At 72.1% G+C, this 20,392-nt stretch carries 17 protein-coding genes and 1 tRNA gene; 17 read left to right on the forward strand and 1 reads right to left on the reverse strand.

Annotation, left to right across the window (positions count from 1 at the left end):
- Window positions 1-254 precede the first annotated feature (254 nt).
- From AC3EQ1_RS14900 to AC3EQ1_RS14930, 7 genes are all read left to right on the forward strand, one after another.
- Window positions 255-2,072, forward strand: coding sequence for a GTPase family protein (locus AC3EQ1_RS14900; RefSeq protein ID WP_432094792.1), 1,818 nt, complete (start codon window positions 255-257; stop codon window positions 2,070-2,072).
- Between the two features lie 5 nt (window positions 2,073-2,077).
- Complete coding sequence (locus tag AC3EQ1_RS14905; protein ID WP_351509959.1) at window positions 2,078-2,914, forward strand: GTPase family protein; 837 nt, start codon at window positions 2,078-2,080, stop codon at window positions 2,912-2,914.
- Complete coding sequence (locus AC3EQ1_RS14910; protein ID WP_351509958.1) at window positions 2,911-3,123, forward strand: hypothetical protein; 213 nt, start codon at window positions 2,911-2,913, stop codon at window positions 3,121-3,123. Before AC3EQ1_RS14905 ends, AC3EQ1_RS14910 begins: the two co-directional genes overlap by 4 nt.
- Window positions 3,124-3,163: 40 nt before the next feature.
- Window positions 3,164-3,364 (forward strand): hypothetical protein, encoded by a 201-nt coding sequence (locus tag AC3EQ1_RS14915; protein WP_351509956.1) that lies wholly within the window; start codon window positions 3,164-3,166, stop codon window positions 3,362-3,364.
- On the forward strand, window positions 3,331-5,082 hold the full coding sequence (locus tag AC3EQ1_RS14920) for a tetratricopeptide repeat protein (protein WP_432094793.1): 1,752 nt from the start codon (window positions 3,331-3,333) through the stop codon (window positions 5,080-5,082). The genes AC3EQ1_RS14915 and AC3EQ1_RS14920 overlap by 34 nt, the downstream gene beginning before the upstream one ends.
- A gap of 112 nt (window positions 5,083-5,194) precedes the next feature.
- Complete coding sequence (locus AC3EQ1_RS14925) at window positions 5,195-5,692, forward strand: potassium channel family protein (protein ID WP_432094847.1); 498 nt, start codon at window positions 5,195-5,197, stop codon at window positions 5,690-5,692.
- A gap of 256 nt (window positions 5,693-5,948) precedes the next feature.
- Window positions 5,949-6,245 (forward strand): GYD domain-containing protein, encoded by a 297-nt coding sequence (locus tag AC3EQ1_RS14930; RefSeq protein WP_351510017.1) that lies wholly within the window; start codon window positions 5,949-5,951, stop codon window positions 6,243-6,245.
- Between the two features lie 249 nt (window positions 6,246-6,494).
- On the opposite strand, the gene AC3EQ1_RS14935 is transcribed toward AC3EQ1_RS14930, so the two are convergent.
- Window positions 6,495-6,566: transfer RNA gene (locus tag AC3EQ1_RS14935), tRNA-Arg, on the reverse strand.
- Window positions 6,567-6,991: 425 nt separating this feature from the next.
- On the opposite strand from AC3EQ1_RS14935, the gene AC3EQ1_RS14940 reads away from it, so the two are divergent.
- The 10 genes from AC3EQ1_RS14940 (at window position 6,992) to prfA (ending at window position 20,348) form a co-directional block, all read left to right on the forward strand.
- Window positions 6,992-7,450 (forward strand): response regulator, encoded by a 459-nt coding sequence (locus AC3EQ1_RS14940; protein ID WP_432094794.1) that lies wholly within the window; start codon window positions 6,992-6,994, stop codon window positions 7,448-7,450.
- 243 nt (window positions 7,451-7,693) lie between these two features.
- Complete coding sequence (gene nrtL / locus AC3EQ1_RS14945; protein WP_432094795.1) at window positions 7,694-8,965, forward strand: ArgS-related anticodon-binding protein NrtL; 1,272 nt, start codon at window positions 7,694-7,696, stop codon at window positions 8,963-8,965.
- 270 nt (window positions 8,966-9,235) lie between these two features.
- Window positions 9,236-10,627 (forward strand): diaminopimelate decarboxylase, encoded by a 1,392-nt coding sequence (lysA, locus tag AC3EQ1_RS14950; protein WP_432094796.1) that lies wholly within the window; start codon window positions 9,236-9,238, stop codon window positions 10,625-10,627.
- A gap of 348 nt (window positions 10,628-10,975) precedes the next feature.
- Window positions 10,976-12,268, forward strand: coding sequence for a homoserine dehydrogenase (locus AC3EQ1_RS14955; protein ID WP_432094797.1), 1,293 nt, complete (start codon window positions 10,976-10,978; stop codon window positions 12,266-12,268).
- 5 nt (window positions 12,269-12,273) lie between these two features.
- Window positions 12,274-13,359 (forward strand): threonine synthase, encoded by a 1,086-nt coding sequence (gene thrC / locus AC3EQ1_RS14960; protein ID WP_388851227.1) that lies wholly within the window; start codon window positions 12,274-12,276, stop codon window positions 13,357-13,359.
- Between the two features lie 349 nt (window positions 13,360-13,708).
- Entirely contained in the window at window positions 13,709-14,689 is a 981-nt protein-coding gene (thrB, locus tag AC3EQ1_RS14965) for a homoserine kinase (RefSeq protein ID WP_432094798.1), read from the forward strand.
- A 334-nt stretch (window positions 14,690-15,023) separates the two neighbouring features.
- On the forward strand, window positions 15,024-17,042 hold the full coding sequence (gene rho / locus AC3EQ1_RS14970; protein ID WP_432094799.1) for a transcription termination factor Rho: 2,019 nt from the start codon (window positions 15,024-15,026) through the stop codon (window positions 17,040-17,042).
- Between the two features lie 579 nt (window positions 17,043-17,621).
- Window positions 17,622-18,743, forward strand: coding sequence for an LCP family protein (locus tag AC3EQ1_RS14975; RefSeq protein ID WP_432094800.1), 1,122 nt, complete (start codon window positions 17,622-17,624; stop codon window positions 18,741-18,743).
- A gap of 192 nt (window positions 18,744-18,935) precedes the next feature.
- Window positions 18,936-19,154: a 50S ribosomal protein L31 gene (gene rpmE, locus AC3EQ1_RS14980; protein WP_351509923.1), complete on the forward strand. Its 219-nt coding sequence runs from the start codon at window positions 18,936-18,938 to the stop codon at window positions 19,152-19,154.
- Between the two features lie 117 nt (window positions 19,155-19,271).
- Complete coding sequence (prfA, locus tag AC3EQ1_RS14985; RefSeq protein WP_432094801.1) at window positions 19,272-20,348, forward strand: peptide chain release factor 1; 1,077 nt, start codon at window positions 19,272-19,274, stop codon at window positions 20,346-20,348.
- Window positions 20,349-20,392: the final 44 nt, after the last annotated feature.

The raw sequence follows: 20,392 nt of genomic DNA on the forward strand, positions 1-20,392 counted from the left end.
GGGCGGCGAGTCGGCGGTGGTGGCGGGGCGGCGGTGGCGGTGGGTCGGCGGGGCGGTGAGTCGGCGGGGGCGCGGAGGCGCTCCGCGACGTACGCCGGCCGACCGGGCGTCGCCGGCCCGGTTCCGCGCGAAATCCCGCGCCGCCGTCCCCGTGACCCGCCATGCCCCGGAGCCTGTTCGGCCGGTACCGGCCGGGGCGCCCAATCCCGCTCCATTGCGGTGTGCGGGGAGGCGGGCCCCGGCACCGTGAGCGGATGACACAAGGCCCCGTCGGGCAACCCCCCGACACGACCCTGGAAGTCCCGCACGACGTCCGCCGCTTGTGCGTCGCGGTGGGTGTGCCGGACGGGACGGACAACGTGCTCCCGCTGCTGTGGGACGCCTGCGCGGTACCCGGACTGGACCGGGTGCTGTGGGAGGCCACCTCCGAGGGCAACGTGCTCGGAGTGTGGCCGCCCGGAATCGACGAACCGGCCGCGCTGGCCACCTTCCTCCGGCGGCTCCGCGATCTCCTCGCCGCGCACAACGCCGGAGCTCGCCATGGACCGGCGCACGGCTCGGGACCCACCTCGGGACCCACGGAGGGCTCGGGACGCGCGGATGACTCAGGACCGCCGGACGACTCGGCGCCCGCGGACGACTCGGGACCCGCTGCCCACTCGGAACCTGCCGACCACTCAGGGCCCGCGGCGCACCCCGGACCCGCGGCACATCCCGGACTCGCGCTTCACCCCGGGCCCGCGGCACCCCCCGGACCCGCGGCCGGGCCCGCAGCACCCCCCGGACCCGCGGCCGGGCCCTCCGTGCACCCGGCCGCCGCGGACCACCGGGCCCGCACGCCCGGCGGCGCCCCCCACCGCCTTCGGCTCCGGATCGCCGTCGCCGAAGGGCTCACCCGGCTCGGCGAAGCCGGCTTCGGCGGAGGGGCGGTGGTCGCCGTCCGCCGCACCTGCTCCGGAGCCTGGCTGGAGAGCCGGCTCGCCGCCCGGCCGGACACCGACCTCGTCGTGGTGGCCGCCGAGCCACTGGCCCACGACCTCTCCGTCTCCCGGACCGATGTCTCCACCACCGACGTCCATGCCTCCACCACCGACGTCCATGCCTCCATCACCGACGTCCATGCCTTCACCGCCGACGCCCCGGGCCCCACCGCGTCCGGCACGGCCCACGGCGCCACCGTGTCCCGCCCCGATGCCGCCCCCGGTCCCGCCGTGTCCCGCCCCGATGCCGTGCCTGCGGACGCCCCCCGGCCCGCCCGCACCGCGACCGACGCCCGCTCCGCCGCCCCGTCCGCCCCCACCACCCCCCACGCCGACCGCTCCGCCCTGCCCCGGCACGGTTCCTTCACCGACGGCCGGTGGACCTGGTGCGAACTGTTCGACACCCGCGGCCCGAACCCCGTCCTGGCTCGGGGTCCGCTTCCCCCGGCTCCCGTAGAAACGAGGCCAACGGCTGAAAGGAGTCCCGCGATGCGCATTGCGTTCCTCGGCAAGTGCGGGGCCGGCAAGTCCTCACTGATCAATGCCCTGTTCGGCCTCGACCTCGAAACGGGGCGGTACCGGGCCACCACGCTGGACCTGCACCACGTCCCCGCCGTGCTCCGCACCGCCGGGCACGGCGCCCTTCCCGTCGACGTCGTCGACACACCCGGCTACGCCGAGAGCCAGGAGACGGAGGAGGCGTACCGGGAGCTGTACACCGCGCTGCTGCCCCGGCTGGACCACGCGGTCTGGGTCGTCCAGGCCCACCCGCGGGCCTTCCGCCCCGACCAGGAGGCGCTCCGGGCCCTCGCCCACACACTCGGACCGCACACCGGCGTCACGGTCGCCATCACCCGGGCCGACACCATCGGCCCCGGCGACTGGGACCACGCCGCCCGCCGGCCCTCGCCCGGCCAGCGCGTCGCGCTGACCCAGCAGGTCGGCAACGTCTACGGGAAGCTCGCGCCCTACCTGCCCGCCCTCACCGAGGGCGACATCATCCCGTGTTCCACGACCGAGCAGTACGGCCTGGACACGCTCACCGAACACATCCGCGTCGGCCTCATGGCCGCTTCCACCACGGAGCGCTGACCACCATGGACAAGGACAAGACCTTCCTGAACGGCATGTTCGGGCTCACCCAGACCGGCAAGGCCCCCGACGCCCTCCGCCGCATCCTCGGCGACGAGAACACCGACAAGCTCACCCGGCTCGTCACCGAGGAGCGCGCCGCCAACCCGCCCCGGGTCGCCGTCATCGGCAAGGCGGGCGTCGGCAAGACCACCACCATCAACAACCTGTTCTCCGCCGAGTTCAAGGTCAGCCACGCCCTGCGCGGCACCTCGGAGGCGCAGCTCAAGGAGTTCGCCCTGCGCGGCGGCGGCGCCCTGCACATCCTCGACATGCCGGGACTCGGCGAGGGCATCGAGGAGGACCGCATCTTCGAGGGCATCTACCGCGAGCATCTGCCGCAGGCCGATGTCGTGCTCTACGTGCTGGAGGCCACCGAACGGCTCCTCGGCGAGGACCAGCGGATCTTCAACGACGTCATCCTGCCGATCCTCAACGACGGCCGGCGCCGCCGCCTGGTCATCGGCCTCAACAAGGTCGACCTCATCGGCCCCGGCAGCTGGGACGCCACCCTCAACTTCCCCGACGTCGAGCAGGAGAAGTCCATCGACGGCCGGTGCCGCGACATCGCGCGCAAACTCGCCCGCCAGGTCCCGGGACTGCGCGCCGGAAACATCGCCCACTACTCCGCCGAGCGCCGCTACCGGCTCGACGACCTGCTGATCACCCTCATCAAGTCCGCCGGAAAGGCCGCCTGGAAACTGCCCGTCGACACCGCCGACCCCTTCGAACTGGCCGCCCCCGAGGTCCAGGAGTACGTCGCCCGGCGGCGTGCCGAGGGCCAGGGCTCCGGAAAGGCATGACCGCGGTGACCCTCTCCAACCGCCAGCAGGCCGAGATCCACCGCCTCCTGGAACGCGAATCCCAGACCTCCCTCGCCGCGATCCTGCGCTCGGTGTCGGCCTTCCTGGAATGGCTGGCCGACGTGCTGGACGCGGGCAGCGAACTCCTCAGGCGCGTACGGGCCTACGCCCACGACATCTGGCAGCGGGTACGCCGCCTCTTCATCTGAGAACCCCCGGATCCGAGCACCCCGGAAGGAAACGACCACCGTGGCCACACTCACCAGCGCCCAGCGGGCCAGACTCGAAACCATGCTCGACCAGCTGTCGCGCAGCAAACTGGAACAGGTCCTCGCGAACGTCGACGCCTTCCTGCGGTGGCTGCGCGACGCCGCCCGGAGCCTGTGGGAGTCGCTCAAGAACACCATCGGCTCGATATGGGACAGCATCGTCGACTGGTTCCGGTACTGACCGGCCGCATGATGCTCTCCGGCGAACGGCGGCTCTGCGCGGGCGTGGACATCGTCGCGTGGAGCCGCCGCACCCGCGCCCCGGAGCGGGAGGCGCTGCAACGGCTGCTGCACCTCCTGCTCCGGGCCACCGCGATCGACGGCGGAACGGACTTCCGGCAGTGGCGGCTCCAGGCGGCCGGGGACGGGGCGTTCATCGTCCTCCCCGCCGGGATCGACGAGGCCCGGACGATCGCCGCGTTCTGCCGGGTCCTCGGCGCCGGCCTGCGCCACCACAACGCGACGGCGGCGGACGCCGCCCGGATGCGGGCCCGGCTCAGCCTCGGCCAGGGCATGCTCCGCGAACAGCCGCTCGGCTACTCCACCAATGTGGCCATCGAGGTGCCCCGCATGCTCGACAGCGCCGCCCTGCGCGGCGCCGTCGACGCCTACCCCGCGGCCGGCCTCGCCGTCATCGTCTCCGACGACCTCTACCGCGACGTCGTCTCGCACGATCTGCACGGCACCTCCTCGTCGGCCTTCTGGCCCGTCGAAGTGCAGGTCAAGAACTTCCGCGCGCCCGCCTGGGTGTCCGTCGACGACCGCACCGGCGGCCCGGCCGACCCCGCCCGCACGCTCGGCGTACCGCCCCGGCGCGAGCCCGTCGCCCCGCCGCTGCCGCTGTTCGTCCCCGGCTGGACCTCCCGCACTTCAGCCCCGCCCGACCGGGCCCTGCGGCCCGGCACCGTCGACGCGGTCCTCGGCGACTGGCGCCGGCGCGTCGCCGGACCGGTCCTGCCGGCCGAGATCCGCACGGGCTTCGAGGAACTGCGCGGCACGCTCCGGGCCGCGGCCGAACTCCTGGCCGCGGGCCACGCCGAGGCCGCCCTGCGGCGCCTGGCCCCCGCCCTGGAACAGACGCCGCACAGCGGGCCGCTGGTCGTCGGAGCGGCCAGGGTGCTGCTCTACGGAGGTTCCGGACACGCGCCCCGGGTGCGCGAACTCCTCGACTGGGCCCTGGTGCACGCCGCACCCACCCTGGAGGGCACCGTCGAACCCCTCCTGATGCGCGCCGAATCGGCGTACGACAGCGGCGACGCCCGCACCGCGGAACAGGACCTCCGCCACGTCCTCGCCGCCCTCCCCGGCCCGGCGACCGAACCGGGCCCGCTCGCCCTGCTCCGGCTCGGCGACTGCCAGGAGAGCCTGGGACGTGCCGCGGAGGCCGAGAAGACCTGGACCGAACTCCTCGTCCTGCGCCCCCTCAACCCCGATGTCCTGCTGCGCCTGGGCCACCTGGCTCTCACGGCCCGCGAACCGCACCGCGCGGACCGGCTGTTCGGCAAGGGCGCCGACGCCCTGCGCCAGGCACCCGGCACCGCCATGGCCGCGGACCCGGCGGGCCTGCGGCACGGCCTGGCCATGGGCCGCTACGGCGCCGCGCTGGCCTTCGGGGACCGGGACGCCGCGGCCCGGCACCTGACGGAAGCCGCCGAAGCCGCCCCCGACGACCCCTTCACCGCTGCGGAACAGGCCTTCGACGCCCACGACCGAGGCGACCCCGCCCGCGCCCGCCCGGCCCTGCTGAAAGCCCTGACCACCGCGGTCCGCGCCCCACGCGGCGACATCGCCCTGGACCGCCTCCGGGACCGCGGCCTGATCACCGAGGAGACATGGACCCGCTCCCGCGCGGCCCACGGCGCGGCGCACCCGGGAGCGACGGCTGACACGGACGGCTGACCGACAGGCGGTACTCCGCCCACCCGCAGCCGGCCGCGTGTGTCAGCCCTGCACCCGCCTCCCGCGGCGGTAGCCTCGCCCCGAAGCCCTGCCCGTGCCCGTCGCCAGGGGGATGCGTTCCGTGCAGCAGTCGTTCTTCGTGCTCTTCCTCGGCCGGCTGCTGGGCAAGAAGTGGTGGCGCACCTTCCACGTCCGGGCCGCACTCGGCATGTCGCTGGCCACCGCACTCGTCCTGCTGGCGGGCTCGGCCCTGGTCGTCCCCGCCGAACACGGTGCCCCGGGCGCCAACATCACCTCGTTCCCCAAGGCCGTCTGGTGGTCCATCGAGACCGCGACCACCGTCGGCTACGGGGACCTGTACCCGGTGACGGCCTGGGGACGGGTCATCGCCTCGGTCGTCATGCTGGCCGGCATCACCACCTTCGGCATGGTCACCGCGGCGATCGCCACCTGGTTCGTCGGCAAGGCCCAACAGGACGCCCACCGCCTCGGCACGGAGGTCCGCCAGTACACCCACGAGGGCGAGGAGGCCCTGGACACCGAACTCCGCGCCCTCCACACCCGCTTCGACCACATGGAACGCCTCCTGACGAACCACGGCGACCACTGACGACAGGATCGGCCGGCCGGCGCCGACCCGGCGGGACCCCGCACCATGAGGGGAGACCGGACTCGTCACGGGGGACCGAAGCTGCCCGGTCGCCGGTCGCCGGTCGCCGGTCGCCGGTCGCCGACCGACGTCAGGCGTTCGGCGGCACAGGGTGCCGTCATCGCCCGTCCGGCCTGCCCCTGCATGCGCACGACGCGCCACGGTGTTCAGCTTTGACCGACGATGTGTTGTGTCTCCTTCATAGGGGTGAATGACCATGCCGACGTTTGTCTCGTTGCTGAACTGGACCGATCAGGGGATCCGGGGCTACAAGGACACCCCGCAGCGCGCCGAGGCCTTCGCCGCGGCGGCACAGAAGATGGGGGTGAAAGTGCTGAACCTCTACTGGACCGTCGGTCCGTACGACCTCGTGGCAGTGGTGGAGGCGCCCGATGACGAGACCGCCACCGCGGTGCTCTTGCAGGTCGCCGGCCTGGGCAATGTCCGTCCCACCACCCTGCGGGCCTTCGGCCGGGAGGAGATGGACCGCATCATCGCCAAAGCCACCGGCTGAGGCTTCACAGATCGAGGACCCGTTTCGCGAATACGAGTGATCTCCAGGGCGGGCCCTCCGAAGCCCCTGGACACGTCCCGCGGCTTCGCCATGCCGCAGTGACCTGCGCCGATGACCGGCCCTCCTGCCCACGAACAGTCCACGGCCGCCGACATACGGCTGCTCCGAGCGGCACACGCCTGCACATACGCGAAGACCCCGTCTCAGCGAAAGCGCTGATGGCGGGGTCTTTGGGCACCTCATACAAGGTGCCCCCGGCAGGATTCGAACCTGCGCACACGGCTCCGGAGGCCGTTGCTCTATCCCCTGAGCTACGGGGGCGTTGTCGCTGCTGCTCGCGGCGACGAACAGAACACTACCAGCTCCGATGGGGTGCTCATGAACGGTTTCCGCAGGTGCTCGCTGCGATCGGGTCGGGGCTCGGTGGCGAGTCGCTCCGTGCCCGTCGCTTCCTCTTCCGGTCTTCTGTGCGGAGCCCGGCTCTGCCTCGGGCCGCTCAGCGCCATGCGTCCGCTACCTGCCCGGAACCGAGCCGGCCCCGAGCCATGGCCTGGGGAATGCTGAGCTGTGGGCGGGGTGCCGAGCCGGGAGGTCGCGATCCAGGGCAGGTCCCCGGTGCGGGGATGGCTCAGTCGTTGTCGGAAGTGGCGCAAAGGGGCGTCAACCCTCGCGTGGAGGTCCCCCGCAGGGGGTGGAAGTGGGCAAAACCCGGACGCAGTCGGAGGCGCGGACCTACTCTCGGGTTTGTGCCTGGCTCCTCCGGCCGGGTCCTTGTGGTCGACGACAACAAGGTCATCCGGCAGCTGATCAGGGTCAACCTCGAGCTTGAGGGGTTCGAGGTCGTGACCGCGGCCGATGGTGCCGAGTGCCTGGAGATTGTGCACCGCGTGCGCCCCGATGTGATCACCCTTGATGTCGTCATGCCTCGGCTCGACGGCATGCGTACCGCCTCCCGACTGCGTTCCGATCCCTCCACGCGCGACATCCCCCTGGCGATCGTCAGTGCCTGCGCGCAGCAGGAAGTGGATCGTGGGCAGACCCTGGGTGTGGAAGCGTTCCTGGCGAAACCCTTTGAGCCCGCTGAGCTCGTGCAAGTGGTGCGAAGACTCGTCGACAGCAGCCGGAGCTCCGGCCCCGACGGGGATGTGAGCGGTCCGAGCGGCGCGGGCAGTGGTCCCGAGCCTGCCGTGCGCCCCGCCGGCTGACCCGGCTGTCGGAACCCACCGCTCAGACCGAACTCAGTGCGTCGGTCCGCTCAGGTCGGCTCGGCGCGTCGGTGAAGGTCGGCTGGGGCCTCCGCGGGAGTCAACACAATGGTCGGCGGGCGGACTCCGCAGCCGGACGGCAGGCGTGCGCGGGCGCGCGGCCCGGTCACGGCGGCGGACGGTGACGGCCCTCGGGCGAATCCGGTTCGCGGACCCACCCCCCTCCTCCCATACGCTGGTGCCGTGACACCCGCCGAGCTCTCCCGCACCGTGCTCCGCACCGTGCGTTGTGCCGTCGAGGCCGGTGAGCTGCGTGTGACCGTACCGACGCGTGCGGTGGTCCGCCGCCCGCCCCGCCCCGGCTGCGGGGACTACGCCACCAACATCGCCCTCCAGCTCGCCGGCAGCGCGGGTCATACGCCGCGCCGGGTGGCCGAGATCCTGCGCCCCAGGCTCGCCCAGGCAACAGGGGTTGCTCGCGTCGAGATCGCCGACCCGGGCTTCCTCAACATCACGCTGGATTCCGCTTCGCAGTCCGGGCTCGTGCGGCAGGTGCTCGGCCAGGGCGACGGATACGGGTACGGGGACGCGCTGGCCGGGCAGGCCGTCGTGCTCGCCTTTCGCCATGAGACCCGCGCCGCGGTCACCGCGGACGCCGTCGCCCGCATCATGCGCACCCAGGGGGCGGCCGACATCACCCTCCGTTGTGAGCCAAGGGCAGGGCAGTCGCCTGGAGAAGGACAGCCCCTCGCCTCCGGCGGTGATCCAGCTTGGGCCGGGCTCGGCGTCCCCGTCGGGGCACGCTTCCAGGGAGCCTCGGCCGCGGACGCCGCTGAGAGCTTCGACGACGGCGCGTCCGTCAACGTCGACGGTTCCCGGCCGCCCCGGCCCGGGACGGCTTCCGTATCCGCCGCCGGAGCCCCCTCCGCCGCCACCCCGTCCTCCACCCCCTCCGCCTCCGTCATCCGGCCCGTGCCCGTCGCCATGTCCGCGGACGAGCTGCTGCGCACCCTCGGTCCCGACGCCGCGCGCTGGGCGCTGCTGCGTCCCGCGGCCCACGATCACGTCCGTGTCGAGGCTCAGGAGCTCCTCGCTCAGCGTGAGGTGAACCCGCTCTTCCGCGTCCGGTACGCCCACGCCCGCACCTGCGCGCTGCTCCGTAACGCTGCCGACCTGGGTATTCCCGGCGAAGCCGGCACCCTCCACCCCGACATCGAAGGCCTGCCCGCCCCCGACGACCTGCCCGCCGTCGACGATCTCCTCGGGGCCATCGGTGAGTACCCCGCCGTTCTGGCCTCCGCTGCCCGGCTGCGCGCCCCCGATCGGGTCGCGCGGCATCTGGAAGCGACCGCTGACGCCTTCTTCCGCTTTCACGACACCTGCCCCGTACTGCCCCGCGGTGACGAGAAACCCGAGGCCGCCCACCGGGCCCGCGTCGCCCTCGCCCAGGCGGCCGGGACGGTGCTCGCCGGCGGCCTGCACCTGCTCGGCATCACCGCACCCGCACATCTCTGAGGAGTTCAGAGCCCCCGTGAACGCATCTCCCGTGAGCACATCCCCCGTGAACACAGCTCCTGTGCACGCAGCCCCCGCGCACGAACGAAACGCAGCCCCCGCGTGCGGACGCAACGCGACCCCCGCGTACGAACGAAGCGAGACCCCCATGAACAGGCGGGACCCCATGTCCACCCTGTACACCGGCACCCCCACCGCCCACACCCCCACCGCCGCAGCCCCCACCCTGCCCCTCGCCGGCGCCCGGGCCAATGGACTGGAGGCCCGCGCATGAGCCGTTCCGCACATCCCGCCGGCCCGCGGTACGCCGACGTCATCCCCGAGGGGCACTACAGCGCTCCGCCCGCCGACCTCAACGCCCTCGATCGGCGCGTCTGGGCCCGGACCGTCGGGCGGGACGCCGACGGGGTCGCGACCGTGGGCGGTCTCGACGTGCAGCGGCTCGCCGAGGAGTTCGGCACGCCCGCCTACTTCCTCGACGAGGAGGACTTCCGCGCCCGCTGCCGTGCCTGGCGCGAGGCGTTCGGGGACGGTGCCGACGTCTTCTACGCCGGCAAGGCGTTCCTCTCCCGCGCCGTCGTGCGGTGGCTGCACGAGGAGGGGCTGAATCTCGACGTCTGCTCCGGCGGCGAACTGGCCACCGCGCTCGCGGCCGGAATGCCCGCCGAGCGCATTGCGCTGCACGGGAACAACAAGTCGACCGAGGAAATCGAGCGTGCCGTCCGGGAAGGCGTCGGCCGTATCGTCCTCGATTCGTTCCAGGAGATCGTGCGGGTCGCGCACATCGCGGAGAAGCTCGGAAAGCGCCAGCGGGTGCAGATCCGGGTGACCGTGGGCGTCGAGGCGCACACCCATGAATTCATCGCCACCGCGCACGAGGACCAGAAGTTCGGTCTCCCGCTCGCCGCCGGCCAGGCCGCCGAGGCGGTGAGCCGCGCGCTCCGGCTCGAACACCTGGAACTCGTCGGCATCCACTCCCACATCGGCTCGCAGATCTTCGACACCTCCGGCTTCGAGGTGGCGGCCCACCGGGTCGTCGGGCTGCTGAAGCAGGTCCGTGACGAGCACGGGGTCGAGTTGCCCGAGATCGACCTCGGCGGCGGCCTCGGCATCGCGTACACCGCCGACGACGACCCCCGCGAGCCGCACGAGATCGCGAAGGCGCTCAGCGAGATCGTCACCCGTGAGTGCGAGGGCGCCGGTCTCGCCGTGCCGCGGATCTCCGTGGAGCCCGGCCGGGCGATCGTCGGCCCCACCGCGTTCACGCTGTACGAGGTGGGAACGGTCAAGCCGCTGCAGGGGCTGCGGACCTACGTCAGTGTGGACGGCGGCATGTCCGACAACATCCGCACCGCGCTGTACGACGCGGAGTACTCGGTGGCCCTGGTGTCCCGGACCTCCGACGCCGAGCCGATGCTCTCCCGCGTCGTGGGCAAGCACTGCGAGTCCGGCGACATCGTGGTCCGCGACGCCTTCCTCCCCGCCGACCTGGCGCCCGGCGACCTGATCGCGGTGCCGGCGACGGGGGCGTACTGCCGCTCCATGGCGAGCAACTACAACCATGCGCTGCGCCCGCCGGTGGTCGCGGTCAAGGACGGCGAGGCGCGGGTGATCGTCCGGCGGGAGACGGAGGAGGATCTGTTCCGTCTCGACGTCGGGTAGGCCGTCGGCGGAGGGCCGGGAGCCGTCACAGGCCCCGGCCCGCCCCCGGACGTCCGCACAGGCCCCGGCCCGCCCCCGGACGTCCGCACGGGCCCCGGCCCGATGCCCGCACAGCCCCGGCCGGGCGTCCGCGCGGACCCGGGCCGGGGCCGCGCGGACGCCCGGCCTCCGGGGCCGTCCAGCGGGCGGAGGGGCCCGGAGGTCGGCCGCACAACGGGCGGCGGAGATAATTGAGGAGCCGTTCTCAGCATTACGAGAACGGCATCTCGAATTCTGGAACGGGGATAGAAAGTCCCGTCCGGTGAGTGAGACTGGTGCAACACCACGATGGATGAGAAACGAGGTCGGATGATGCGTACGCGTCCGCTGAAAGTGGCGCTGCTGGGCTGTGGAGTGGTCGGCTCAGAGGTGGCGCGCATCATGACGACGCACGCGGACGATCTCGCCGCCCGGGTCGGTGCGCCCGTCGAGTTGGCCGGTATCGCCGTGCGCCGTCCCGGCCGGGTCCGGGACGGCGTTCCGGAGGAGCTGATCACCACCGACGCGATGGCGCTGGTCAAACGCGGCGACATCGACGTGGTCATCGAGGTCATCGGCGGGATCGAGCCCGCCCGGGGCCTGATCACCACCGCCTTCGAGCACGGCGCCAGCGTGGTCAGCGCCAACAAGGCGCTCCTCGCCGAGGAGGGCGCGGCCCTGCACGCCGCCGCCGAGCAGCGCGGCACCGACCTCTACTACGAGGCGGCCGTCGCCGGCGCCATCCCGCTGGTGCGCCCGCTGCGCGAGTCCATGGCCGGCGACAAGGTCAACCGTGTCCTGGGCATCGTCAACGGCACCACGAACTTCATCCTCGACAAGATGGACACCAGCGGCGCCGGGTACAGCGAGGCGCTCGACGAGGCGACCGCGCTGGGCTACGCCGAGGCCGACCCGACCGCCGACGTCGAGGGCTTCGACGCCGCCGCCAAGGCCGCCATCCTGGCCGGTATCGCCTTCCACACCCGCGTCACCATCGACGACGTGCACCGTGAGGGCATCACCGAGGTCACCGCGGCCGACATCGCGTCCGCCAAGCGCATGGGCTGCACGGTCAAGCTGCTGGCGATCTGCGAGCGGGCGGCCGACGGCCGCTCGGTCACCGCGCGCGTGCACCCGGCGATGATCCCGCTCAGCCACCCGCTGGCCTCCGTCCGGGAGGCGTACAACGCGGTCTTCATCGAGGCGGACGCCGCCGGGCAGCTGATGTTCTACGGTCCCGGAGCGGGCGGCTCGCCGACGGCGTCGGCGGTCCTGGGTGACCTGGTCGCCGTCTGCCGGAACAAGGTGAACGAGGCGACCGGGCCGGGCGAGTCCGCGTACACGCAGCTGCCGGTCAGCCCGATGGGCGAGGTCGTCACGCGCTATCACATCAGCCTCGACGTCGCCGACAAGTCCGGCGTCCTGGCCCAGGTCGCCACCGTCTTCGCCGAGCACGGCGTGTCCATCGACACGGTCCGCCAGCAGGGCAAGGACGGCGAGGCATCGCTCGTGGTCGTCACCCACCGGGCGCCCGACGCCGCCCTCTCGGCGACCGTCGAGGCGCTGCGCCGGCTGCACACCGTGCGCGGCGTCGCGAGCATCATGCGGGTTGAAGGAGAGTAAGGAACATGTCTGCAATCGTCGACCGGCCCACCGGCACTCATCAGTGGCGCGGCATCATCGAGGAGTACCGCGACCGGCTGCCCGTGACCGCTGACACGCCGGTCGTCACCCTCCGCGAAGGCGGCACGCCGCTCGTTCCCGCGCAGGTGCTCTCCGAGCGCACCGGCTGCGAGGTCCACCTCAAGGTCGAGGGCGCCAACCCCACCGGGTCCTTCAAGGACCGCGGCATGACGATGGCCATCACCCGGGCGAAGGAGGAGGGCGCGAAGGCCGTCATCTGCGCCTCCACCGGCAACACCTCCGCCTCGGCCGCCGCGTACGCCGTCCGGGCGGGGATGGTCTGCGCCGTCCTGGTCCCGCAGGGCAAGATCGCGATGGGCAAGATGGGCCAGGCCCTGGTCTACGGCTCGCGCATTCTGCAGGTCGAGGGCAACTTCGACGACTGCCTGAACCTGGCCCGCGGGCTGTCCGAGAAGTACCCGGTGGCGCTGGTCAACTCGGTCAACCCGTACCGGATCGAGGGCCAGAAGACCGCTTCCTTCGAGGTCGTCGACGCGCTCGGGGACGCCCCCGACATCCATGTGCTGCCGGTCGGCAACGCCGGCAACATCACCGCGTACTGGCGGGGCTACCGCGAGTACGCGGACGACGGCGTCTCCTCCCGCCGCCCGCGGATGTGGGGCTTCCAGGCCTCCGGCGCGGCGCCGATCGTCCGCGGCGAGCCGGTGCTCGACCCGCAGACCATCGCCACCGCGATCCGGATCGGCAACCCGGCCTCCTGGTCCTATGCGGAAGCCGCTCGCGACGAGTCCGGCGGCCTCATCGACGCGGTGACCGACCGTCAGATCCTGGCGGCCTACCGGCTGCTGGCCTCGCAGGAGGGCGTCTTCGTCGAGCCCGCCTCGGCCGCGAGCGTCGCGGGCCTGCTGAAGGCCGCCGAGGAGGGCAAGGTCGACCCCGGCCAGCGGATCGTCTGCACGGTCACCGGCAACGGCCTCAAGGACCCGGACTGGGCCGTGGCGGGCGCGCCGCAGCCGGTCACCGTCCCGGTGGACGCGGACGCGGCCGCCGAGCGGCTCGGCCTCGCCTGACCCCGTACGGCGTTTCCCTCCGGGGTGCCGCCCGGTCCCGGTGACCGGCCCGGCAGCCCGGGGAAACGCCTGGTCCGGCCCCTTCTCCCCGGGACATCCGGGGAGAAACGCCTCAAGGAAGCACAGGCTGGGGTGCGACACGCATCGTGCGCCTCCCGTGCGCCCTATGTCGCGGCAGAACCTTCCTTCGATAGGCTGGTAGTCGAAACCCCGCCCCGCCGCAGCTTGCCCGCGATGATGCGCGGCCGCCGGGCCCCTGGCGGGGGACCTCCGGGACTCCTCACGGCGAGGCCCGGGGAGGAAGTCCGGGGAGAATTCCCACGTTCCACACAAGGAGAGTCATCGACCGATGGCCGGTCCCGCTTTCCGCGCCGCCGCCGTACGGGTGCGCGTCCCCGCCACCAGCGCCAACCTCGGTCCGGGCTTCGACGCCCTCGGGCTGAGCCTGGGCCTCTACGACGACGTGGTCGTCCGGGTCGCCGACTCCGGTCTGCACATCGACATCGCCGGTGAGGGCGCCGAGACCCTGCCGCGGGACGAGCGTCATCTGCTCGTCCGGTCCCTGCGCACCGCGTTCGACCTGCTCGGCGGGCAGCCGCGCGGGCTGGAGGTCGTCTGCGCCAACCGCATTCCGCACGGCCGCGGCCTGGGCTCCTCCTCCGCCGCCATCTGCGCGGGCATCGTCGCCGCCCGCGCCGTGACGATAGGCGGCGCCGAGCGCCTCGACGACACCGCGCTGCTGGAGCTGGCCACCGAGATCGAGGGGCATCCGGACAACGTCGCGGCGTGTCTGCTGGGCGGGTTCACCCTGGCGTGGACCGACGCCGGTGCCGCCCGCGCGATCCGGATGACCCCTGCGGAATCCATCGTTCCGGTGGTCTTCGTGCCGTCGAAGCCGGTGCTCACCGAGACCGCCCGCGGCCTGCTGCCGCGCACCGTCCCGCATGTGGACGCGGCCACCAACGCGGGCCGTGCCGCGCTGCTCGTCGAGGCGCTCACCCGGCGCCCCGAACTGCTGCTGCCGGCCACCGAGGACCGGCTCCACCAGGAGTACCGCTCCCCGGCGATGCCGCAGAGCGTGGCCCTGGTCGGCCGGCTGCGGGCGGACGGCGTCCCCGCGGTCATCTCCGGCGCGGGTCCGACGGTGCTCGCGCTCGCCGACAGCAGCACCGCCGACAAGGTGGCGCAGCTGGCGGGCGAGGGCTGGGCGGCCAATCCGCTCACCCTCGACGCGGCGGGGGCGAGTGTCCTGCCGCTCTCCGGACGGGGCGGACACCCGGACGGCACCAGAACGCCCGACGGCACCGGCGAGGGCCGTATTACCGGGTGAACACACGCTTGCCGGTCTTGAGTGAGGGGGAATGTTTTTGGATCCGGTAGTGTTAACCTCAAGTCTGCACCCGGCACCATTCAGGTGCGGTGCTCCGTGTCCCCCTTCGGGACCACCCCTCTTCCGGGAGCCTCCCAAACTGCCTGAGCAGCCTGCCTGAGCAGATTCGAGCACGCTCCGGAGTCGGCGCAATGCGCCGGAATTATCAATTGATCTCTCCGCCGTACCGGCGGACCACCGCCCCGGCCGGTCCGCAACCCAAGGACCGCAGCCGGACAGCACAACCGGTCGCCGAGCCAGACAGGCCGACGCCCGCTCCAGGGAAGGACCCTTCGTGAGCGACACCACCGATCTGATGGGCGTGACTGCCGACAACTCCGTCGGCGCTGCCTCCGCGCCCGCCACGGACGCTCCTGCCGCGCCTGCCACCGGTGCTGCCCCCAAGCGCCGCCGCTCCGGCACCGGCCTCGACGGCATGGTCCTGGCCGAGCTGCAGCAGGTCGCCTCCGGCCTCGGCATCAAGGGCACCGCACGGATGCGCAAGAGCCAGCTGATCGAGGTCATCAAGGAGAAGCAGGCCGGGGGCTCCTCGGCCCCCGCCAAGGGCGACACCGCCGCCTCCGGCGACTCCGCCGCGGCCTCGGGCGAGACCAAGCCCAAGCGCCGCACCACCTCCAAGGCCCGTACGGGCGAGGGGGAGCAGAGCGCCGACGCGCCGGCCGCGAAGGCCGTGGCCCAGCAGCAGATCGACATCCCGGGCCAGCCGGCCAGCGACGAGCAGCCGGCCGGCGAGCGCCGCCGGCGCCGCGCCACCGCGCAGGCGGGCAGCCCCGACGCCGCCGAGGGCGGCACCGACACCAAGGTCGAGGCCCGCGTCGAGACGAAGTCCGACGCCAAGGCCGAGAACGCCGCCGACACCGCCGAGGGCCGCTCCAAGGGCGGCGACCGCCAGGACCGCGGTCAGGGCGGTCAGGGCCAGAAGGGCGACCGCCGCGAGCGGGGCCAGCGCGACCGCCGCGGCAAGGGCGGCGACGACAACCAGGGCGGCGGCAACCGTCAGCAGCGGGACAACCGCGGCGGCGGTGGCGGCGGCCAGCAGGACGACGACGACTTCGAGGGCGGCCGGCGCGGGCGCCGCGGCCGGTACCGCGACCGCCGTGGCCGCCGCGGCCGCGACGACTTCGGCAACGAGCCGCAGGTCTCCGAGGACGACGTCCTGATCCCCGTCGCGGGAATCCTCGACATCCTCGACAACTACGCGTTCATCCGCACCTCCGGCTACCTCCCGGGCCCGAACGACGTGTACGTCTCGCTCGCCCAGGTCCGCAAGAACGGCCTGCGCAAGGGCGACCACGTCACCGGCGCGGTCCGGCAGCCGAAGGAGGGCGAGCGCCGCGAGAAGTTCAACGCGCTGGTCCGGCTGGACTCCGTCAACGGCATGGCGCCCGAAACCGGCCGCGGCCGACCGGAGTTCAACAAGCTGACGCCGCTGTACCCGCAGGAGCGGCTGCGCCTGGAGAACGAGCCGGGCGCGCTGACCACGCGGATCATCGACATGGTCGCGCCGATCGGCAAGGGCCAGCGCGGTCTCATCGTCTCGCCGCCGAAGGCCGGCAAGACCATGATCATGCAGTCGATCGCCAACGCGATCACGCACAACAACCCCGAGTGCCACCTGATGGTCGTCCTGGTCGACGAGCGTCCGGAAGAGGTCACCGACATGCAGCGGTCGGTCAAGGGCGAGGTCATCTCCTCGACCTTCGACCGTCCGGCCGAGGACCACACCACCGTCGCCGAGCTCGCCATCGAGCGTGCCAAGCGCCTGGTGGAGCTGGGCCACGACGTGGTCGTGCTGCTGGACTCCATCACCCGTCTGGGCCGTGCGTACAACCTCGCGGCCCCCGCCTCCGGCCGCATCCTGTCCGGTGGTGTCGACTCGACCGCGCTCTACCCGCCGAAGCGCTTCTTCGGTGCCGCGCGGAACATCGAGGACGGCGGCTCGCTGACCATCCTGGCCACCGCGCTGGTCGAGACCGGCTCGCGGATGGACGAGGTGATCTTCGAGGAGTTCAAGGGCACCGGCAACATGGAGCTCAAGCTCGACCGGAAGCTCGCCGACAAGCGCATCTTCCCGGCCGTCGACGTGGATGCCTCCGGCACCCGCAAGGAGGAGATCCTCCTCGGCAGCGAGGAGCTGGGCGTGGTCTGGAAGCTGCGCCGGGTGCTGCACGCGCTCGACTCGCAGCAGGCCATCGAGCTGCTCCTGGACAAGATGAAGCAGACCAAGAGCAACGCGGAGTTCCTGCTCCAGATTCAGAAGACGACGCCGGGCATGAACAACGGCAACGACTGAGTCACCGGCTGACGGCGTCTCATCCGCCGGCCACTTCCAGGGCCCTCCCTCACCAGGCGGTGACGGAGGGCCCTGGTGCGTGTCGGGACGCCCGTGGCGGGACTGTTGAGCCGCGGTCGGGGCGCCGGGGCGGGACGTGACATCGGGCCCCGGGGCGGCCGCGAGCGGCCGCGGGGCCATCTCCCGCCGCAGCAGCCCGCGTTGACCGATCGAGCGCGTCACCCAGGCGCCAGCGTCCTTCCCCGGGCCGATGACTGTCGCCCCGCCGTGGTGCGTTTCCGCGACGACGGCCGTCCTCCTCGTCGGCAAGAGGGTCCCGGAGAGACGTTCACCACATCCGTCAAGATCGGATCTGGCCGGAAAACGTCCCTTTTCTCCAGCCGAAACCGCAGGTGAGACCGGCGTGCGCCACCGGTCGTCCGCCCCCCGTGCGCCCTCGCGCGCTTAGAGGCTCCTTAACGCGCCCGTGCCACCCTGCTGGGTGAGCCGTCGTCCTGACAGATGACGACTTTCCGCGCCTGTCCGTCTCGGCAGGGGGTAGCAGGACGGCCGAACAGCATTGCGAGGACTGAGGAACACATGGCCGACGAAGGTACGACAGCATCCGGTTCGGGACCTGGCCGAATACGGCCCGCCGGGCGGCGGCGGAAGGTGCACGGCACCCGCCGGAAGGTCCTGACGGTCGTCGCCTGGTCGGCAGCCGGCGCGGCGGTGCTCTCCGGCGCCGGTCTCGGCTACGCCTACTTCCAGCTCAACGGGAACCTCAAGGGCGTGGACATCAACTCCGCGCTGGGCACCGACCGTCCGAAGAACGCCGACGACGGCTCGATGGACATCCTGCTCATGGGCTCGGACTCCCGCCAGGGCACCAACGGCAAGTACGGGGACGACGGCGGCGGCGCCCGCGCGGACACCGCGATGGTGCTGCACGTCTACAAGGGGCACAAGAAGGCCAGCGTCGTCAGCATCCCGCGCGACACCATCGTCAGCCGCCCCGAGTGCCGGAGGACCGGCGGCGGGACCTCGCCGGCCGCCGAGCGCGCCATGTTCAACGAGTCGTACCAGATCGGTGGTCCGGCCTGTTCGGTGAAGACCGTCGAGGAACTGTCCGGCATCCGCATGGACCACTACCTCGAGGTCGACTTCACCGGCTTCAAGAAGCTCATCGACAAGCTCGGCGGCGTGCCCGTCACCACCGGCGAGGCGATCCGGGACAAGAGCAGCCGGCTCGACCTGCAGCCCGGCAGGCACACCCTGGACGGCGAGCAGGCCCTCGGCCTGGTCCGCACCCGGCACGCGGTCGGAGACGGCAGCGACCTGGGCCGGATCCAGCTCCAGCAGGCCTTCGTCAAGGCGCTGATCAACCAGGTGGAGAACGTCGACCTGTTCGGCAGCCCGTCCAAGCTCTACGGCCTGGCGGACACCGCGACCCGGACCGTCACCACCGACTCCTCCCTCGCCTCCGTCGACGACCTCCTCGGCTTCGCCAAGGGCCTCCAGGGCATCGGCCCGAAGGACATGAACATGGTGACGATGCCGGTCACGTACGACCCGGCCGATCCCAACCGCGTCATCCCGCTGGAGAAGAAGGGCAAGCAGGTCTGGGAAGCCCTGCGCAAGGACCGCCCGATACCGGAGTCGGCGACCAAGGGCGCGGCCGGTGACTCGGCGGACGCCTCCGAGGTCGTCAAGAGTTCCTGACCCCGCCGGAACACTGTTCCGGGCAGGTCACCGACGGTGACCGGACCATCGGCGCGGCCGGTGGAATAGATGCGGCCGACCCCCGGTTTTGGGAGATACGGCCAGTGCTGGCAGACTGGTATGTCGGCCCCGGTTCACGCACAGGCATCCCGCCCGTACGACCCGGAGCCCTCCCGAACCTAGGAGAATCCCTTGAAGCGCGACATCCACCCGGAGTACGTGGACACCCAGGTCAGCTGCACCTGCGGAGCCTCGTTCACCACCCGTAGCACCGTCACCGAAGGCGCCATCCGCGCCGACGTGTGCTCCGAGTGCCACCCGTTCTACACGGGCAAGCAGAAGATCCTCGACACCGGTGGCCGCGTGGCCCGCTTCGAGGCCCGCTTCGGCAAGGCCGCCGGCAAGAAGTAGCGACCCGCAGCGCCGGTCCTCGGTCGCCCCGCACAGGGGTGACCGGACCGGCGCTTTGTCGTCCCGCAGGCCCAGGCAACCCACGCATCCAGCCCTTCACTCAAGGAACGAGTCCCGATGTTCGAGGCGGTCGAGGAACTGATCGGCGAGCACGCCGATCTGGAGAAGCAGCTCGCCGACCCCGCGGTCCACGCCGATCAGGCCAACGCGCGCCGGCTGAACAAGCGGTACGCGGAGCTGACACCGATCGTCGGCACCTACCGGTCCTGGAAGCGGACCGGCGACGACATCGAGACCGCGCGTGAGTTCGCCGCCGACGACCCGGACTTCGTGGCCGAGGTCAAGGAGCTGGAGCAGCGGCGCGAGGAGCTGACCGAGAAGCTGCGGCTGCTGCTCGTCCCGCGCGACCCCAGCGACGACAAGGACGTCATCCTCGAGATCAAGGCGGGGGAGGGCGGCGACGAGTCCGCGCTCTTCGCCGGCGACCTGCTGCGCATGTACCTGCGCTACGCCGAGCGCCACAACTGGAAGACCGAGATCATCGAGGCCAACGAGTCCGACCTCGGCGGCTACAAGGACGTCCAGGTCGCGGTGAAGCTCAAGGGCAACGCCACCGCGGAGCCCGGCCAGGGCGTCTGGGCGCGGCTCAAGTACGAGGGCGGGGTGCACCGGGTCCAGCGGGTGCCCGCCACCGAGTCCCAGGGCCGCATCCACACCTCCGCCGCCGGCGTGCTCGTGCTGCCCGAGGCCGAGGACGTCGACGTCGAGATCAACGCCAACGACCTGCGGATCGACGTCTACCGCTCGTCCGGCCCCGGCGGCCAGTCGGTCAACACCACCGACTCCGCGGTGCGCATCACCCACCTCCCCACCGGCGTCGTCGCCTCCTGCCAGAACGAGAAGAGCCAGCTCCAGAACAAGGAGCAGGCGCTGCGCATCCTGCGCGCCCGGCTGCTCGCCGCGGCGCAGGAGGAGGCCGAGAAGGAGGCCGCGGACGCCCGCCGCAGCCAGGTCCGCACCGTCGACCGCTCCGAGCGCATCCGGACGTACAACTTCCCGGAGAACCGCATTTCCGACCACCGGGTGGGGTTCAAGGCGTACAACCTGGACCAGGTGCTCGACGGCGAGCTGGACCCGGTGATCCAGGCCTGCGTCGACGCCGACTCCGCCGCCAAGCTGGCCGCCGCCCAGTAAGGCGCGGTCCGCCGCACCACCCGCAAGCCGTCAACCCTGAGCCG

It is taken from the genome of Streptomyces sp. bgisy100, from assembly GCF_057709105.1.

Excerpts from the sequence above, each read along its gene's own strand:
- prfA (WP_432094801.1), top strand. The coding sequence starts at position 19,272 with ATGTTCGAGGCGGTCGAGGAACTGATCGGCGAGCACGCCGATCTGGAG.
- thrC (WP_388851227.1), top strand. The coding sequence starts at position 12,274 with ATGTCTGCAATCGTCGACCGGCCCACCGGCACTCATCAGTGGCGCGGC.
- AC3EQ1_RS14910 (WP_351509958.1), top strand. The coding sequence starts at position 2,911 with ATGACCGCGGTGACCCTCTCCAACCGCCAGCAGGCCGAGATCCACCGC.
- AC3EQ1_RS14930 (WP_351510017.1), top strand. The coding sequence starts at position 5,949 with ATGCCGACGTTTGTCTCGTTGCTGAACTGGACCGATCAGGGGATCCGG.
- AC3EQ1_RS14905 (WP_351509959.1), top strand. The coding sequence starts at position 2,078 with ATGGACAAGGACAAGACCTTCCTGAACGGCATGTTCGGGCTCACCCAG.
- AC3EQ1_RS14975 (WP_432094800.1), top strand. The coding sequence starts at position 17,622 with ATGGCCGACGAAGGTACGACAGCATCCGGTTCGGGACCTGGCCGAATA.
- AC3EQ1_RS14925 (WP_432094847.1), top strand. The coding sequence starts at position 5,195 with ATGCGTTCCGTGCAGCAGTCGTTCTTCGTGCTCTTCCTCGGCCGGCTG.
- lysA (WP_432094796.1), top strand. The coding sequence starts at position 9,236 with ATGAGCCGTTCCGCACATCCCGCCGGCCCGCGGTACGCCGACGTCATC.
- thrB (WP_432094798.1), top strand. The coding sequence starts at position 13,709 with ATGGCCGGTCCCGCTTTCCGCGCCGCCGCCGTACGGGTGCGCGTCCCC.
- AC3EQ1_RS14900 (WP_432094792.1), top strand. The coding sequence starts at position 255 with ATGACACAAGGCCCCGTCGGGCAACCCCCCGACACGACCCTGGAAGTC.
- AC3EQ1_RS14955 (WP_432094797.1), top strand. The coding sequence starts at position 10,976 with ATGATGCGTACGCGTCCGCTGAAAGTGGCGCTGCTGGGCTGTGGAGTG.
- AC3EQ1_RS14920 (WP_432094793.1), top strand. The coding sequence starts at position 3,331 with ATGGGACAGCATCGTCGACTGGTTCCGGTACTGACCGGCCGCATGATG.